At 71.6% G+C, this 15512-nt stretch carries 18 protein-coding genes; 7 read left to right on the top strand and 11 right to left on the bottom strand.

What is annotated here, in order from left to right:
• Positions 1-74 precede the first annotated feature (74 nt).
• Positions 75-953 (top strand): helix-turn-helix domain-containing protein, encoded by an 879-nt coding sequence (locus LNK82_RS10775; protein ID WP_230566789.1) that lies wholly within the window; start codon positions 75-77, stop codon positions 951-953.
• Positions 954-971: 18 nt separating this feature from the next.
• On the opposite strand, the gene LNK82_RS10770 is transcribed toward LNK82_RS10775, so the two are convergent.
• The gene (locus LNK82_RS10770; protein WP_230566788.1) at positions 972-1391 is read right to left on the bottom strand and encodes a TIGR04141 family sporadically distributed protein; all 420 of its coding nucleotides are present in this window, start codon (positions 1389-1391) and stop codon (positions 972-974) included.
• Between the two features lie 429 nt (positions 1392-1820).
• On the opposite strand from LNK82_RS10770, the gene LNK82_RS10765 reads away from it, so the two are divergent.
• Both LNK82_RS10765 and LNK82_RS10760 read left to right on the top strand, forming a co-directional pair.
• Positions 1821-2111, top strand: coding sequence for a hypothetical protein (locus LNK82_RS10765; RefSeq protein WP_230566787.1), 291 nt, complete (start codon positions 1821-1823; stop codon positions 2109-2111).
• Positions 2112-2135: 24 nt separating this feature from the next.
• Positions 2136-3167, top strand: coding sequence for a saccharopine dehydrogenase family protein (locus LNK82_RS10760; protein WP_230566786.1), 1032 nt, complete (start codon positions 2136-2138; stop codon positions 3165-3167).
• On the opposite strand, the gene lipA is transcribed toward LNK82_RS10760, so the two are convergent.
• From lipA to LNK82_RS10745, 3 genes are read right to left on the bottom strand one after another with little or no spacing between them, the layout of a single operon-like run.
• Positions 3142-4146: a lipoyl synthase gene (gene lipA / locus LNK82_RS10755; RefSeq protein ID WP_230566785.1), complete on the bottom strand. Its 1005-nt coding sequence runs from the start codon at positions 4144-4146 to the stop codon at positions 3142-3144. The two genes, LNK82_RS10760 and lipA, sit on opposite strands and share 26 nt — an antisense overlap.
• Positions 4147-4161: 15 nt before the next feature.
• Positions 4162-5103: an oxidoreductase gene (locus LNK82_RS10750; protein ID WP_230566784.1), complete on the bottom strand. Its 942-nt coding sequence runs from the start codon at positions 5101-5103 to the stop codon at positions 4162-4164.
• Positions 5104-5123: 20 nt separating this feature from the next.
• A complete protein-coding gene (locus LNK82_RS10745) occupies positions 5124-5582 on the bottom strand; it encodes a hypothetical protein (RefSeq protein WP_230566783.1) in 459 nt (152 codons plus the stop codon).
• A 131-nt stretch (positions 5583-5713) separates the two neighbouring features.
• Between LNK82_RS10745 and LNK82_RS10740 the strand changes: the two genes are divergently transcribed.
• Both LNK82_RS10740 and LNK82_RS10735 read left to right on the top strand, forming a co-directional pair.
• Positions 5714-6358, top strand: a complete 645-nt coding sequence (locus LNK82_RS10740; protein WP_230566881.1) for a TetR/AcrR family transcriptional regulator — start codon at positions 5714-5716, stop codon at positions 6356-6358.
• A 48-nt stretch (positions 6359-6406) separates the two neighbouring features.
• Positions 6407-7339, top strand: coding sequence for an LLM class F420-dependent oxidoreductase (locus LNK82_RS10735; protein ID WP_230566782.1), 933 nt, complete (start codon positions 6407-6409; stop codon positions 7337-7339).
• On the opposite strand, the gene LNK82_RS10730 is transcribed toward LNK82_RS10735, so the two are convergent.
• From LNK82_RS10730 to LNK82_RS10710, 5 genes are read right to left on the bottom strand one after another with little or no spacing between them, the layout of a single operon-like run.
• On the bottom strand, positions 7324-7794 hold the full coding sequence (locus LNK82_RS10730) for an ArsR/SmtB family transcription factor (RefSeq protein ID WP_230566781.1): 471 nt from the start codon (positions 7792-7794) through the stop codon (positions 7324-7326). The genes LNK82_RS10735 and LNK82_RS10730 overlap by 16 nt on opposite strands.
• A gap of 10 nt (positions 7795-7804) precedes the next feature.
• Positions 7805-8806, bottom strand: coding sequence for a serine hydrolase (locus LNK82_RS10725; protein WP_230566780.1), 1002 nt, complete (start codon positions 8804-8806; stop codon positions 7805-7807).
• 59 nt (positions 8807-8865) lie between these two features.
• Positions 8866-9609, bottom strand: a complete 744-nt coding sequence (gene lipB / locus LNK82_RS10720; protein WP_230566779.1) for a lipoyl(octanoyl) transferase LipB — start codon at positions 9607-9609, stop codon at positions 8866-8868.
• Entirely contained in the window at positions 9596-10192 is a 597-nt protein-coding gene (locus tag LNK82_RS10715; RefSeq protein WP_230566778.1) for a phosphatase PAP2 family protein, read from the bottom strand. Before LNK82_RS10715 ends, lipB begins: the two co-directional genes overlap by 14 nt.
• Positions 10192-11076, bottom strand: coding sequence for a TIGR01777 family oxidoreductase (locus LNK82_RS10710; protein ID WP_230566777.1), 885 nt, complete (start codon positions 11074-11076; stop codon positions 10192-10194). Before LNK82_RS10710 ends, LNK82_RS10715 begins: the two co-directional genes overlap by 1 nt.
• 125 nt (positions 11077-11201) lie before the next feature.
• Between LNK82_RS10710 and LNK82_RS10705 the strand changes: the two genes are divergently transcribed.
• A complete protein-coding gene (locus LNK82_RS10705) occupies positions 11202-11693 on the top strand; it encodes a DUF3592 domain-containing protein (RefSeq protein ID WP_230566776.1) in 492 nt (163 codons plus the stop codon).
• A gap of 109 nt (positions 11694-11802) precedes the next feature.
• On the opposite strand, the gene sucB is transcribed toward LNK82_RS10705, so the two are convergent.
• A complete protein-coding gene (gene sucB / locus LNK82_RS10700; protein WP_230566775.1) occupies positions 11803-13560 on the bottom strand; it encodes a 2-oxoglutarate dehydrogenase, E2 component, dihydrolipoamide succinyltransferase in 1758 nt (585 codons plus the stop codon).
• 54 nt (positions 13561-13614) lie between these two features.
• Positions 13615-14985 carry a dihydrolipoyl dehydrogenase gene (gene lpdA / locus LNK82_RS10695; RefSeq protein ID WP_230566774.1) on the bottom strand — a complete coding sequence of 457 codons (1371 nt, stop codon included), beginning with the start codon at positions 14983-14985 and terminating at the stop codon, positions 13615-13617.
• Between the two features lie 176 nt (positions 14986-15161).
• On the opposite strand from lpdA, the gene LNK82_RS10690 reads away from it, so the two are divergent.
• Positions 15162-15482: an oxidoreductase gene (locus tag LNK82_RS10690; RefSeq protein ID WP_230566773.1), complete on the top strand. Its 321-nt coding sequence runs from the start codon at positions 15162-15164 to the stop codon at positions 15480-15482.
• Positions 15483-15512: the final 30 nt, after the last annotated feature.

The raw sequence follows: 15512 nt of genomic DNA, 5'->3' as shown, positions 1-15512 counted from the left end.
AGACAGGTTCCTGCCTGGGCAAGAACCTTCCCCCTCACGTCCCTCGATCGACCCGGCGGCACGACACTGGTGCCATGAGTTCCGCCCCCGACTCGAAGGCGCTGGGAGCCTTCCTCAAGGCCCGCCGGTCCCACCTGACGCCGGAGGTGTGCGGCCTCCCCGAGCCGGGGTCCGCCCGCAAGGTCACCGGACTGCGCCGCGAGGAGGTGGCCCGGCTCGCCGCCATCAGCGTGGACTACTACACCCGGCTGGAACAGGGCCGCGTCCGGGCCTCCGCGCCCGTGCTCGCCACCCTGGCCCGTGCCCTGCGCCTGGACGACGACCAGCAGAAGTACCTCTACGAGCTGGCCGGCCGGACCGATGCGCGTCCCCGCCGCCGACCACCCGTCCACCAGCCGCGGCCCGCCATGCGACGCCTGCTCGACCAGCTCACCCGGACACCGGCGCTCGTCCTCGGCGAACGCCTGGACGTCCTGGCCTGGAACCCCGCCGCGGCGGCGCTCTTCACCGACTTCGCCGCCATCCCGCCGGACCGGCGCAACTACCTGCGGCTGCTGTTCACCGACCCGGTGGTCCGCGAGCTGCACCGGGACTGGGCGCACGACGCGCGGGAAGCCGTCGCCGCGCTGCGCATGGAGGTCGCGTCCCACCCCGACGACCCCGAGCGCGCCCGGCTCGTCGGCGAGCTGTCCGTCGAGGACGCCGACTTCGGCGCCTGGTGGGCCGAGCACCACGTCAACGACGCGAGCTACGGCACCAAGCACTACCGGCACCGGCTGGTGGGTGACCTCACCCTGGACTGCGACACCTGGGCCAGCCCCGACGGCTCCGGGCAGCGCCTGATGGTGCTGACCGCCGAACCCGGCAGTCCTTCGCACGACGCGCTGCTCCTGCTCACCTCGCCGACCACTCGGCAACCGGTCGCGGACCAGGTCGAAGACGTGTCGGGGTGACGCCTCGGCGACCGCCGGTCAGGTCCTGCGGCGGGTGGTCTCGTGCCAACGGCCCTCGCGCAGGTGGTAGGTGTGCTCGCCGATCGCGGTCTCGAAGGTGATCCAGTGGTCCATCGGGATCGGTGCGGTGAGCAGCTGTTCGCGCTCGTGGTCGGCGCAGGGGATCAGGCGGGACTGCTTCAGCTCGTCGGTCCTGGCGAACTCGGGGATCCGGGCGAAGCGGGTGGTGATGGTGGTGACGTCCAGGGTCCGGTCGAGCGGGATCGGGCCGTAGCCGCCGACGTCGTTGGTGCGGAACGCGACCGTGGTGTCGGCTCTTCGCGCCGCCGCGGCGGGCCAGCGCAGGGCGAGGCGGCCGAATCGGGTGCTACCGCCCAGCGCGGCGGCCAGGCGACGTTCCAAGGCGGTCAGCAGGGTGCGATCTTCAACGCTGTTCACGGCAGTCCGAACTCCTTCGTGGCGGCGGAGGTGCATTGACCGTGACCCCTGGACGGGTGGAATGGGGAAGGCGATCGGCGAGCGGCAAGCGGTCTGAGTTCAGCGGTGGGACCGCTCGGCGCGGCCGATGAGGTGCGGAGATGCACCCGCAGGTGCGGGATTGGGCGTATTGGGTGGTGCCGGGGGAAAACAAGTCACTCGATGGTGTGATTATCGTTTTACGGCTGTGGTCGTGTGCTGAAGATTCGCTGAAAATATCCTCGTCGCGAATGGTTCGGCTGATCGGACCGGCGGCTCTCCGGACCGTTCGGCGCACGGAGGTATCCGCTCGCCCCGGGTAGGCCGGATGGCCCATTAGGGGCTGCTAACCAGGTCCCCCAATGTGGCATCCCCCTATGCGCGGACGTGGCGAAGACGTAACTTCTTCGCATGTCGCCCAGGGCCGTCACCGCGGTGGTCGGTGTTGCGTTCTTCCTGGCCGGGTTGCTGATCATGCTGCTGCCCCTGTCCACCGACTCGCCGTCCGGCCTCACCGTCGCCTGCGGCAACAGCGTGGGCATGGGGTTCGACCGGGTCGCGGTCGAGGCGGAGGGTGCGGCGTTCGTCGAGATCTGCGGGCGGTTGAGGTTGGAGCGGTTGGCGTGGGCCGCGCCCGTCTGCGTGGTGGGCGCGTTGCTGGTGGTCGGGAGCGTCGTGGTGCGCCGCCGGTCGTCGGCTTAGCTACCTGCGAGTAGCTTCTAGCGCATGACGTGGATGGTTTACGGCGCTTACGGGTTCACCGGCACGCTGGTCGCGGAACTGGCCGTGCGACGAGGGTTGCGGCCGGTGCTGGCCGGGCGTGACGCGGCGAAGGTGCGGCCCCTCGCCGAACGGCTGGGGCTGGAGCACCGGGTCTTCGACTTGCACGACGCGGCGGACGCGCTCCAGGACGTGGAGGCGGTCGCCCACTGCGCCGGGCCGTTCTCGTCGACCTCGGGGCCGATGGTGGACGCCTGCCTCGCAACGAAGACGCACTACGTCGACATCACCGGCGAGATCGACGTGTTCGAGGCCGTCAGCCGGCGTGACGAGGACGCGAAGCGGGCCGGCGTGGTGCTGCTGCCCGGCGCCGGGTTCGACGTCGTCCCCACCGACTGCCTCGCCGCGATGCTGCACGACGCCCTGCCCACGGCCACGCACCTCGACCTCGCGTTCGTGGTCCAGGGCGGCGCCAGCACGGGCACGGCCCTGACCGCCGTCGAAGGCTCGGGCGGTGGGGGACGGGCGCGGGTGGGCGGCGAGATCCGCGGCGTCCGGCTCGGCCACCGTCGCCGCACGGCGCACTTCCGCGACCGGCCGCGGGAGGTCGGCGCCATCCCGTGGGGCGACGTGAGCACGGCCTACCGGTCCACCGGCATCCCGAACATCACGACGTTCACCACGATCCCGGGCGTGCTGGGCAAGCTCCAGCCGCTCACCGCACCGCTGCTGCGCACCGACGTGGCCCAACGGCTCGGGAGGGCGCTGGCCAGGCGCATCGGCGGCCCGAGCGGCCCGACCAGGGCCAAGACCCGCTGCGAGGTGTTCGGCGAGGTCTGGGACGACGACGGCCACCGGGTCCGGGCCGCGCTCACCGGGCCGAACGCCTACGACCTCACCGCCGACTCGGTGATCAAGGCCGTCCAACGCCTCGCCGGCACGACCCCCGGCGCGCACACGCCGTCCAGCGCGTTCGGATCCGACTACGTCCGGGCGCTGGACGGCGTGGTGGTCAGCGAGCCGACAACAGTGAGGTGATCTCCTGCGCCGCGCCGCCTGCCTCGAGCAGGTGGCGCAGGTTCTCCGGCAGCACGTCGCCGCGCTTCTGCACGGCCTGCGCGTACAGCCGGCCGGCGCGGTAGGACGAGCGGACCAGGGGACCGGCCATGACACCGGAGAACCCGATGCCCTCGGCGGTCTCCTTGTGCGTCACGAACTCCTCCGGCTTCACCCACCGCTCCACGGGGTGGTGCCGGGGCGAGGGGCGCAGGTACTGCGTGATGGTGATGATCTCGCAGCCCGCGTCGTGCAGGTCGCTCAACGCCTCGGTGACCTCGTCCGGCGTCTCGCCCATGCCCAGGATCAGGTTGGACTTCGTCACCAGACCGGCCTCGCGGGCCGCGGTGATGACCTCGAGCGACCGCTCGTAGCGGAACGCGGGCCGGATGCGCTTGAAGATCCGCGGCACGGTCTCCAGGTTGTGCGCCAGCACCTCGGGCCGCGACGAGAACACCTCGGCCAGCTGCTCGGGCACCGCGTTGAAGTCCGGGATCAGCAGCTCGACGCCGGTGCCCGGGTTCATCTCGTGGATCTGGCGGACGGTCTCCGCGTACAGCCACGCGCCGCCGTCGGCCAGGTCGTCACGCGCCACGCCGGTCACGGTCGAGTAGCGCAGACCCATGGCCTGCACCGACTCCGCCACCCGCCGCGGTTCGTCGCGGTCGAGGTCGGCGGGCTTGCCGGTGTCGATTTGGCAGAAGTCGCAGCGACGGGTGCACTGCTCGCCACCGATCAGGAAGGTGGCCTCCCGGTCTTCCCAGCACTCGTAGATGTTGGGACAACCGGCCTCTTCGCACACCGTGTGCAGGCCCTCGCGTTTGACCAGGCCCTTGAGCTCCCGGTACTCGGGGCCCATCTTCGCCTTGGTCTTGATCCACGAGGGCTTCTTCTCGATGGGCGTTTGGCTGTTGCGGACTTCCAGCCGCAGCAGCTTCCGACCTTCAGGTACGACGGTCACGACTTCAACCCTACGTCACGAGGGGTCGGGCGCGACGCCCGTGAGCTCGGCCGTCAAGTCCCACAACCGGCTGGCCGCGAGGTCGTCGCGGGCGGCCGTCGTCGACCCCGCCGGCGCCGGGTGGCCGCGCATGCCCCGGAACCCGTCGGGCCCGTAGTAGCCGCCCGGCTCGACGTCCGGCGACGTCGCCGCGTAGAGCTGCGGCAACGCCCCCACCTCGACCGATTGCGAGAAGAAGTCGCTGATCTTGGCCCCGAGGCCGAGCAGCGGGTTGCCCTGGGCCCGCGCCATGTTGCCGCTCAGCTCGGTCGCGGTGATGCCGGGGTGGGCCGCGACGGACGTCACGTCCGCGCCCGCCGCCCGGGTGCGCCGGTCCAGCTCCCTGGTGAACAGCAGGTTCGCCAGCTTGGACTGCCCGTAGGCGCCCCACGACGTGTACCGGCGCACCTCGTAGTTCGGGTCGGCCAGGTCGAGCCGGCCCGCCTGGTGCGCCAGGCTGGACACGGTGACCACCCGCGCACCCGGCCGCGTGCGCAACGCGGGCATCAGCAGCCACGTCAGCGCGGCGTGGCCGAGGTGGTTGGTGCCGAACTGGCGCTCGAAGCCGTCGGCGGTGCGCCCCAGCGGCACCGCCATCACGCCCGCGTTGTTGACCAGCACGTCCAGCGCGTCACCGGTGCGCTCGCGCACCAGCGCCGCGGCCGTGCGGACCGAGGACAGGTCGGCCAGGTCCAACGGCACCAGCTCGGCCTTGCCGCCGGTGGCGAGCACGCGCTCCAGCGCCCGTCGCCCGCGTTCGGGCGACCGGCAGGCCAGCAGCACGTGCGCGCCCTTGCCCGCCAGCACCTCGGCGGTGCGCAGGCCGAGGCCCGAGTTGGCCCCGGTGACCAGCGCGGTGCGCCCGTCCTGGTCCGGGATGTCCGCGGTGTCCCACTTCCGGGCGATCCACTTCGGCATGCTCAACACCTACCAGGTCGTCAGGCGCTCTTGGCGAGCCTGCGGTGCCTGCCCGCCACGATGGCCGGTCGCGTGCGGACCAGGCTCGTGAACGCCGCGCCGACGCGGGCGATCTCCGCGCTCGGCTCGGACAGCTCCGCCAGGCCCGCGGTCAGGGCCAGCATCCGCTGCTCGCGCTCGATCGCCTCGGCGGACGTCAGGTGCGCGTCCAGCACCGCGCGCAGCACCGGCTGCTCGGCGGCCAGCGCGCGCCACGTGCGGGCGACGGTCTCGACCCGGTCGTCGTCGCTGTCCTCCAGCGCCGCGCCGAGCCGTCCGGTGAGCTGCTGCAGCCAGCGGTGGTGCAACGCCAGGAGCAGGTCGTCCTCGGTGGCGAACAGGTCGCGGTCGAACGCCAGGGGCGCCGCGGGATCCCCCGCCGCGGCGCGGAGCACGGCGTCCAGAGCGTCGCGTCGTCGGTAGAAGTCGGACCAACCCATGATCACGCCCTCCTCTCGTGGTGACCGGCGTCATACCTCAGGTCTGTCGCATACCGTCGGTATGGCCGATGAGGCGAACATACCACGAGTACGTACCGCCGGTATGTCGTACGGTTGTGAACGTGGTGACAGTGCGGTCGAGGCGGTTGGACTACTCCGAGTCGACGAGGCAGGCCCTCGTGGACAGTGCCGTGGAGCTGTTCACCAAACGTGGTTACGCAGGCACTTCGCTGGACGAGGTGGCGAAACGGGCACGCCTCACCAAGGGCGCGCTCTACCACCACTTCAGCGGCAAGCAGGCGTTGTTCGAGGCCGCGTTCGACTCGGTGGAGACCAAGTTCATCGAGAAGCTCGGCGAGATCGTCAGCGCTCCCGGCGACCCGTGGGAGACCGCCATCGCGGGCCTGCGCGCGTACGTCCGGGTCTGCCTGGAGCCCGCCTACCAGCGCATCGTGATCCACGAGGCGCCCGTGGTGATGGGCTGGGAGCGCTGGCGCGAGGCCGAGGAGCACTTCAGCTACGGCCTGCTGCGCTCCACGATCGAGGTCTTGGTCACGTCCGGCGAGCTGGAGCAGCTCCCGGTGGAAACCATGAGCCGCCTGCTCTTCGGCGCGCTCTCGGCCGGCGCCAGCACCATCGCCGGAGCCTCGGACCCGCGCAAGGCCAGCGCGGAGGTGGAACGCACCATCGTCCGCGTCGTCGAGGGGCTGCGCGTCCGGGAAGTGCCCGCGCCCGCTCCGGTCGAGGAGAAGCGATCACGGTCACGTCGCCGGTGAAGACGCTCGGATCGCGGCCCTCCGGCACGGCCGACTAGCGTCGACGGGGTGGAACTCCGCATCTTCACCGAGCCCCAGCAAGGCGCCTCCTACGACCAGCTGCTGGCGGTGGCGCGCACCGCCGAGGCCGCCGGCTACGGCGCGTTCTTCCGCTCCGACCACTACCTCAAGATGGGTGGCGTCGACGGCCTGCCCGGCCCGACCGACGCCTGGATCACGCTCGCCGGCCTCGCCCGCGAGACCAAGACGATCCGACTGGGCACGCTGGTGACCGCGGCCACCTTCCGCCACCCCGGCCCGCTGGCCATCTCCGTGGCGCAGGTGGACCAGATGTCCGGCGGCCGGATCGAGTTCGGCCTCGGGGCGGGCTGGTTCGAGGCCGAGCACACCGCGTACGGCCTGCCGTTCCCCGCCACCCGCGAGCGCTTCGAGCGGTACGAGGAGCAGCTGGAGATCATCACCGGCCTCTGGAACACGCCCGTCGGCCAGACCTACGACTTCGACGGCAAGCACTACACCCTGGCGGACTCGCCCGCGCTGCCCAAGCCCGTGGGCCGGATCCCGGTGCTGGTCGGCGGCACGGGCCGCAAGCGCACGCCCGCGCTCGCGGCGAAGTTCGCCGACGAGTTCAACCTGCCGTTCCAGCCCGTGGACAACGCCGTCGAGGTGCTGGCGCGCGTGGACGCGGCGTGCGCGGAGATCGGCCGCGACCCGGCGGAGATCACCCGTTCCGCGGCCCTGGTGGTGTGCGTGGGGCGTGACGAGGCCGAGGTCGCCCGCCGGGCCGCCGTCATCGGCCGCGACGTCGACGAACTGCGGCAGAACGGCCTGGCCGGCACGCCGGACGAGGTCGTCGACAAGCTCGGCGCGTGGCGCGAGAAGACCGGCGTCAGCCGGGCCTACCTCCAGGTCCTCGACCTGGACGACCTCGACCACGTGGAGTTGATCGCGGAGGCCGTCGCGCCTCAGCTGCGCAGCTGACCGGCGACGTCCGAGGCGGCGGTGAGCAGGACGAGCACGGGCACGACGGCGGCCGGCCGCAGCCGGTAGCTCCCGCGCTTGTCCTGCTCCACCACGCCGGACGCCGTCAACGCCTTCAAGTGGTGGTAGAGCTGCCCGGTCGACCCCAGCCCGGCCGCCTCCTGCAACGCCGTCGCGGGCCGGCCGCCGCGCGCGAGCAGGGCGCGCACGATCTCCACCCGCGCCGGGTGCGCCAACGCGGACAGCACCTCGATCCGGGGCCGGTCGGGCAGGGACAGCGCGCGCTCCGGCGTCACGTCGATCCGCCACGAGACCTGGCCGTCGCCCACCGCGACCTGCCCGCCGTAGCCGAACGCGCCGCCGTCCTCGTCCGGTGACGGGAGCGCCTGCCGCGCGTCGCCCTCCAACGCGGCCACGCGTCGTTCCAGCTCGGCAAGTCGCTGCACCAAGTCCATCGCGGTGATCCTACGAGAGGCTCACCTGGAATTCCCGCAGGACGTCGGGCTCCACCAGGGCCGTGCGGACCAACCGCACCAGCTCTCCCGACCGCGCGAACCAGGCCTCGTCGACCTCCCTGGTCAACACCGCCGCACTGCCGACGCGGCCGTCCTCCCACCGGACGCTGAAGCCGACCGTGACGATCCCCGGCAGCGACCCGCCCTTGAACCCGACGCCCACCACACCCGGCGGCACCGGGTTCCCGCGTTCGAGGTGCCCGCGGGCCAGCGGCACGGAGGCCGACGCCCGATGGGCCCGCTCGACCGCCGCCGCCGTGCCCGTCCACGTGCCCCTCGCCCAGGCACGTTGCGCCTCGTAGGTCTTCGGGACGTCCGGGAACTTCCCGAGCACCTCCAACCGCAGCCGCGGATCGCGCAGGTACTGCTGGACGCCCACCCGCCGGCCGAGCACGAAGTGCAGCCACTCGGCCAGGATCTCCGGCACCTCCAGCTTGGGCCACTGCGCCGCGGTGGCGCGGATCAGCCCTTCGCCCACCCGGTGGCGCACGACATCGGTGGCGGCGTTGTCGCTGTGCCGGATCATCGCCCCGACCAGCTCGTCGAGCCGCACGAACCGCTGCGGGTCGTCGGCCGTGACGCCGTTCGAGAACGGGATGTCCAACGCCCGCAGCGCCGCCTGGTGCGCGCCACCGTCCAAGCCCAGGTAGTACTGCTCCCAGTCCCCGACGCGCACCTTCTCGTCCGGCCTGACCAGCCCGCGCTCGACGCCCTTCGCGTACGCGGCCAGGTGCACGACCTTCACCGCCGACGCCAACGGCTGCCGCTCGTGGGCCCGGTGCGCGATCCGGCCACCGTTCCCGTCGTCCAGCGCCACGGCCACGTGCTGCCGGTTGGCGCGGAACCAGCCGAGCCAGTCGTCCGGGGCCGCGTTCGCGCCGGTCGTGGGCAGCAGCGTGGCGGCGCCGGCCACCCCGCACGCTCGGAACAGGTGTCGTCGAGTCAGGAGCACGACGAATCTCCCTCCGGTAGTCCGTAATTCCGGAATACTAGAGAGGAAGGCCCGCCCTGTCAGCCCGCCTGAACGGCGAACGTCACCCCGGCCGCCACCGGCTGCGCGCGGACCAACGTCCGATCGGTCACCGGCAGGTCGCCGTTCAACGCGTCGACGACCGCCTCACGCGCCAGCGGCAGCACCTCGGCCACCGTCACGTCCCGCCCCAGCTCCCGCGACAACGACGCCACCCCGGCGTCCCGGATGCCGCACGGGATGATGTCCCCGAACGCGGCCAGGTCCGCGTCGCAGTTGATCTCGAACCCGTGCATGGTGACGCCGCGCTGCACCCGGATCCCGATCGCCGCGACCTTGCGCTCCACACCCCTGTCATCGGCCGGGACCCACACACCGCTACGGCCCTCGACCCGACCCGTGCGCACGCCGAGCCGGTCGCACACGTGGATCAACGCCTGCTCCAACCGCCGGACGTACTGCACGACGTCCAACGGCTCGGCCAACCCCACGATCGGGTAGCCCACCAACTGGCCCGGCCCGTGCCACGTGATCTTCCCGCCCCGGTCCACGTCGATGACCGGGACGTCACCGCCCTCGGGTCGCTCCTCGGGCTCGGTGCGCCGCCCGCACGTGTAGACGGGTGGGTGCTCCAGCAGCAACATCGTGTCGCCGATCGCGCCGTTCGCGCGCGCCTCGGCGAGCTCCCGTTGCAGGTCCCACGCGGCCAGGTAGTCGATGGTGCCCAGCTCGCGCACCTCGATCGGGTCCGTCGAGGTGCGGCAGGAAAGGTCAGGACTGCTCACGTCTCGACATTACGCCCACGGGCACCAGCTTCAGGGCGTGGGCGACCACGAGACCCACCCCGACCACGGCCAGCACCGCGCCGACCGTGTCGGTGAACCAGTGCATCTCCAACACGACCCGACTGGCCGCCGTCAACGCCACGGCCGTGCACCCCAGCGCCACGGCCGGCTTCAAGTGCCGGCGGGCCAACCACGCGCACAGCACGACACCCGTGAACGCGACCGCCGTGACCGCCGTGACGTGCCCACTCGGGTAAGCCCACTTCGGGAACTCGATCGGCCGAACCCGCTGGTAGGCGTACCGGGCGAACAGCGTCGACCAGCACGCGGCCAGCAGCACCGCGCAGCGCGCCAACAACGGGTCCTTCGCCAGGAACGCCCGCAACCCCAACGAGATCAACGCGATCGTCGCCAACCCCGGGCTGAGCACGAAGCTGACCACCACCGACGCGTGCTCGAACCCCGGCCCCAGCCCCACCGCCGCCCGGTGCAGCCCTTCGTCCAACGCGGGCGGCTCCTCCCGGACGGTGACGCCCAGCACCATCGAGGCCAGTGCCAGCACGACGCCGATCAGCGCGCCCATCACCTCTCGACGGCCGCCGCCACGGCCGCACCGAGGGCGGGGTGCAGGAACCGGAACCCGCGCTGTTCCAGCACCCGCGGCACAGCCCTCTGACCGGCGAGCAGACCCTCTTCGGCGACCTCGCCCAGCACGGCCTTCAACGCGAACGCCGGCGCGACCCACGGCGTCGGCCGGCGCAGCGCGTGCCCCACCGTCCGGGTGAACTCCGCGTTCGTGACCGGACTGGGCGCGGTGATGTTCACCGGCCCCGAGACGTCGTGCTCGACCACGAACCGGATGGCCGCGACCGCGTCGTCCAACGAGATCCACGGCATGTACTGCCGCCCGTCACCGAGCCGCCCACCCAGGAAGAACGTGAACAACGGCTTGATCTTCCCGAACAGCCCGCCCGCCGGACTGATGACCAACCCGGTGCGCATCCTCACCACCCGCGCGTGCTCGTCCGCGGGCGCGGTCGCGGCCTCCCACTGCCGGCACAACCCCGCCAAGAACCCCGTGCCCGACGGGCAGGTCTCGTCGACGACCTCGTCACCGGTGTCGCCGTAGTACCCGATCGCACTGGAGTTGACCAGCACCGGAACCCCGTGCTCCGCCACCGCCGCCGCCAACACCTCGGTCGGCACCGTGCGGCTGTCCAGCAGCACCTGCTTGCGCGCGTCACTCCACCGCTTGTCCGCCACCCCCGCGCCGCACAGGTTGACCACCGCGTCCACGCCGTCCAACGCGCCACCGTCGATCCGCCCGGCAGGCGGGTCCCAACCGCGCTCGTCGGGCCCCGACGGCCGCCGCCGAACCAACCGCAGGACGTCGTGGCCGGCGCCGCGCAACGCGGCAACGAGACTGCTGCCGATCAAGCCCGACGATCCCGCGATGACAACACGCATGCCTTGATCGTCTCGCAGCCGGCCCCCGGTTGCACAGCGGCGAACGTGTCACCCCCGCCACGCCCTCGTCGCCGCCTTCGGCCGAAGTCCCCTGTCGCCCGGCCGCGAAATGTCATGCTGAACCCGTGGTGAGGCACGAGAACGCCGATTTCCCCGATTCCTGGGACTACTCCATCAGGATGCGCCGGAAGCACGTGCCCTTCCTCCGGGCGTTCTTCGGTGTCTTCACCATCCTCGGCGCAGCGGTGCTGTTGCTGCTCGGCGTGGGAGCGGCAGATCGCGCGAACGACCTCCGAGCCCAGGCCACGGTGGAATCGGAACTGCCCGGCGGCCACCGGAACTGCCACAGGTACCGGATGTCCTACTCGACACCGGAAGGGCGCTCGCGCTCGGTGGCGATGTGCTCGAAGCACGACCGGCTGGGGGTCGGCCAGTCCGTCACCGTCCGCTACTCGCCGGAGAGCCCGACCGGCGACATCGCCCTCGACGGCGAGGACTCGCTGACGCTCGTGCTGCTGGCCTCGGGCGCGGCGCTGGGTTTCGCCGTCGGGGTGACCGGCTCGTGGTTCGCCTGGCGTCGACCGGAGTCCCTGCTCAGGCTCGGCTTGCGGTTCTAGGGCAGCGCCGCGCGTCCGGCGAGGTCGTGCTCACGACGCACGCCGGAACAGGCCGAGGGCCGCTCCCGGTGAACGGGGAGCGGCCCTCGGCTTGATCCGGCGGGTGGTGCTACAGGCCCAGGTCGGCCTCGAACGAACCTTCTTCCAGCCGGTTCTTCACCGTCGTGAGGAACCGACCCGCGTCGGCGCCGTCGACCAGTCGGTGGTCGTACGTCAGCGCCAGGTACGCCATGGACCGGATGGCGATCGTGTCGTCGCCGTTCTCGTCCGTGATCACCACCGGGCGCTTCTTGACCACGCCGACACCCAGGATGCCGACCTGCGGCTGCTGGATGATCGGCGTGTCGAACAGCGCGCCGTTGCTGCCCAGGTTGGTCAGCGAGAACGTGCCGCCGGTCAGCTCGTCGGGCGTGAGCTTGTTGCCCCGCGCCCGCGCCGCCAGGTCGGCGATCTTGTGCGACAGGCCGGCCAGGTTCAGGTCGCCGGCGTTCGCGATGACCGCGTTCAGCAGGCCGCGCTCGGTGTCGATCGCGATACCCAGGTGCTCGGCACCGTGGTAGACGATCTCCTTCTTCTCCTCGTCGATCGACGCGTTCAGCACCGGGTGCTGCTTGAGCGCCTCGACCGCCGCCTTGGCGAAGAACGGCAGGAACGTCAGCTTCGTGCCCTCGCGCTGCTCGAACGCGGCCTTGGCCTTGTTCCGCAGCCGGGCGATCTTGGTGACGTCCACCTCGAACACCTGGGTCAGCTGCGCCGAGACCTGCAGCGACTCACGCGTGCGCTGGGCGACGATCTGCCGCAGCCGGGGCAGCTTCTGCACCGTGCCGCGCTTGCCGCTGGTGTCCGCCGGCGCGGAGGCGACCCGCTGGGCGGGGGCGGACGCGGCGGGCTTGGGCGCTTCCTGCTTCGGCGCCTTCTTGGCCTCGACCGCCGCCAGCACGTCCTGCTTGCGGATCCGGCCGCCGACGCCGGTGCCCTTGAGCGTGGCGAGGTCGATGCCGTTCTCCGACGCGAGCTTGCGCACCAGTGGCGTCACGTAGGGCGCGCCGTTGGCGGATTCCTCGGCCGGGGCTTCCTGCTTCGGAGCCGGTGCCTCCTGCTTGGGCGCGGGGGCCTCCTGCTTCGGGGCTTCCGGTTGGGGAGCCGGGGCCTCCTGCTTCGGCGCTTCCTGCTTCGGGGCCTCCTGAGCAGGCGCCGGAGCGGGCTTGGGCGCTTCCTGCGCGGCGGGCGAACCCGAGCCGACCACCGCGAGCTGACCGCCGACCTCGACGGTCTCGTCCTCGCCGGCGGTGATCTCCAGCAGGGTGCCCGCCACCGGCGACGGGATCTCGGTGTCGACCTTGTCCGTCGACACCTCCAGCAGCGGCTCGTCGACCTCGACCGAGTCGCCGACGGCCTTGAGCCAGCGGGTCACGGTGCCCTCGGTGACGCTCTCGCCCAACGCGGGCATGGTCACGGGGGTGCCCTCGGCCGAGCCACCGGACGACGCCGGTGCCGGTGTGGCCTCCTCCTGAGGCGCGGACTGAGGCTCGGGCTCGGGCGCGGACTGCGGCTCGGGCTGCGCCTCCTCGGCCGGCGCGGCGGCTTCACCGGCGGACGAGTCGGACGAGGACGAGGCCCCGGGCTCCGAGCCGTCGCCGATGACGGCGAGCTCGGCGCCGACCTCGACGGTCTCGTCCTCCTGGGCGACGATCTTCTGGAGCACACCCGCCGCGGGCGACGGGATCTCGGTGTCGACCTTGTCGGTCGACACCTCCAGCAAGGGCTCGTCGACCTCGACGCGGTCACCCTCCTGCTTCAACCAGCGGGTGACCGTGCCCTCGGTGACGCTCTCGCCGAGTGCGGGCATTTGGACGGAGAAGGCCATCGTTCGCTGACTCCTCGTGCGTGGGTCGGGGATCGGCTGACTGGGGTGCGACGGTCAGCCGTGCACGTGCAGCGGCTTGCCGGCCAAGGCGAGGAAAGCCTCGCCGAGGGCTTCTGTCTGGGTCGGGTGGGCGTGGATCAGCGGAGCCACGTCGTCGGGGTAGGCCTCCCAGCTGTAGATGAGCTGGGCCTCACCGATCAGCTCGCCGACCCGCTCACCGACCATGGTGACACCGACCACCGGGCCGTCGGGCGCCTTGACGAGCTTGACACCGCCGGCGGTCTTCAGGATCTGGCTCTTGCCGTTGCCCGCGAGGTCGTAGACGAACGTCTCGACGGAACCGTACTTCTCCTTGGCCGCCGCCTCGGAGAGGCCGACCGAGGCGACCTCGGGCTTGCAGTAGGTGACGCGCGGGATGCCCGCCTCGTCGATGACCTTGGGGTTCTGCCCGGCGATGTCCTCGGCGACGAAGATGCCCTGCTGGAAGCCGCGGTGCGCGAGCTGCAGGCCGGGCACGATGTCGCCGACGGCGTAGACGCCCGGCACGCTGGTGCGCAGCCGCTCGTCGGTGATCACGAAGCCGCGCTCGACCGTGACGCCGGCTTCCTCGTAACCGAGGCCCGCCGTGGTGGGGCCGCGGCCGACGGCCACCAGCAGCAGGTCGGCGTCCAGCACGTCGCCGGACTCGAGCGTGACCGACACGCCCGACTCGCTCTGGGTGGCGCCGGTGAACTTCACGCCGGTCTTGAACTTGATGCCGCGCCGGCGGAACGCGCGCTCCAGCTGCTTGGACGCGTACTCGTCCTCGGCCGGCACCAGGCGGGGCAGCGCCTCGACGATGGTCACGTCCGCGCCGAAGGAGGCCCACACGCTGGCGAACTCGACGCCGATCACGCCGCCGCCGAGCACGACGACCTTCTCCGGGATGAAGTCCAGGGTGAGCGCCTGGTCGCTGGTGATGACCCGGCCGCCGATCTCCAGACCGGGCAGGCTGCGCGCGTACGAACCAGTCGCCAGGACCACGTTCTTGCCGGTGTAGCGCTGACCGTCCACCTCGACGGTGTTCGGGCCGACGAACCTGCCCTCGCCCTCGACCATGGTCACCTTGTTGGCCTTGACCAGGCCCTGGAGACCTTTGTAGAGCCGGCTGACCACGCCGTCCTTGTAGGAGTTGACGCCCGCGATGTCGATGCCCTCCAGGGAGGACTTCACGCCGAACTGGTCACCCTCGCGCGCGTTGTCCGCGACCTCCGCCGCGTGCAGCAGCGCCTTGGTCGGGATGCAGCCGCGGTGCAGGCACGTGCCCCCCAGCTTGTCCTTCTCGACCAGGATGACGGACAGGCCGAGCTCGGCCGCGCGGAACGCGCAGGCGTAGCCGCCCGAGCCGCCACCGAGGATCACAAGGTCGGCGGACGTGTCGGTCACGGGTTCTCCCTGGAGAGCTTGATGCCTTACTCCGCGCGGGTGCGCGCGTGTAGTTGCCATCTTGTCACTACCGCGCGAACGCCCGCGACGCGGTGTCGGTCTTCGGGTGATTTGCCCCCACCTTCACACCGGCGCCGGCACCATGGTCGCCAGAGGTCCTTGCAGGAGGTGGCCCGGTGGGGCTGTTCGACCGTTTTCGCAGGAAGCAGCGCCCGGGGGTGCTGCGATCGGCCACGTCCACGGACACCGGCCACCTGGAGCAGTGGGCTGCCGCGCGCCGGGGCGTCGAGGCCTACGTCGAGCCGAAGACGACCGTGACGGAGACCACCGTCGTGCTCGTGGCGCACGACGGCGAGTGGACGCGGCGCCGGATCGACGGCACGGAAGGCGCCAAGCGGTTGGCCAAGAAGCTGGAGATCCCGATCTACGACGCGGGCATCGTCGGCTACCCGAAGCGGATGCGCGAGTACTCGCGGCGGAAGAACCAGGGGGCGTGACCGGTCGCGCCGGCCGTGACCAGTCGCCGT

It is taken from the genome of Saccharothrix luteola, from assembly GCF_020859565.1.
In the GTDB taxonomy this organism is placed as follows: Bacteria; Actinomycetota; Actinomycetes; order Mycobacteriales; family Pseudonocardiaceae; genus Actinosynnema; species Actinosynnema luteola.
The sequence above is the reverse complement of the archived record's forward strand: the minus strand, read 5'-3'. Positions and strand labels throughout refer to the sequence as shown.

Excerpts from the sequence above, each read along its gene's own strand:
- LNK82_RS10715 (WP_230566778.1), bottom strand. The coding sequence starts at position 10,192 with ATGGGCGCGCTGATCGGCGTCGTGCTGGCACTGGCCTCGATGGTGCTG.
- LNK82_RS10710 (WP_230566777.1), bottom strand. The coding sequence starts at position 11,076 with ATGCGTGTTGTCATCGCGGGATCGTCGGGCTTGATCGGCAGCAGTCTC.
- LNK82_RS10765 (WP_230566787.1), top strand. The coding sequence starts at position 1,821 with ATGTCGCCCAGGGCCGTCACCGCGGTGGTCGGTGTTGCGTTCTTCCTG.
- LNK82_RS10745 (WP_230566783.1), bottom strand. The coding sequence starts at position 5,582 with ATGGGTTGGTCCGACTTCTACCGACGACGCGACGCTCTGGACGCCGTG.
- LNK82_RS10750 (WP_230566784.1), bottom strand. The coding sequence starts at position 5,103 with ATGCCGAAGTGGATCGCCCGGAAGTGGGACACCGCGGACATCCCGGAC.
- sucB (WP_230566775.1), bottom strand. The coding sequence starts at position 13,560 with ATGGCCTTCTCCGTCCAAATGCCCGCACTCGGCGAGAGCGTCACCGAG.
- LNK82_RS10730 (WP_230566781.1), bottom strand. The coding sequence starts at position 7,794 with ATGGACTTGGTGCAGCGACTTGCCGAGCTGGAACGACGCGTGGCCGCG.
- LNK82_RS10760 (WP_230566786.1), top strand. The coding sequence starts at position 2,136 with ATGACGTGGATGGTTTACGGCGCTTACGGGTTCACCGGCACGCTGGTC.
- LNK82_RS10775 (WP_230566789.1), top strand. The coding sequence starts at position 75 with ATGAGTTCCGCCCCCGACTCGAAGGCGCTGGGAGCCTTCCTCAAGGCC.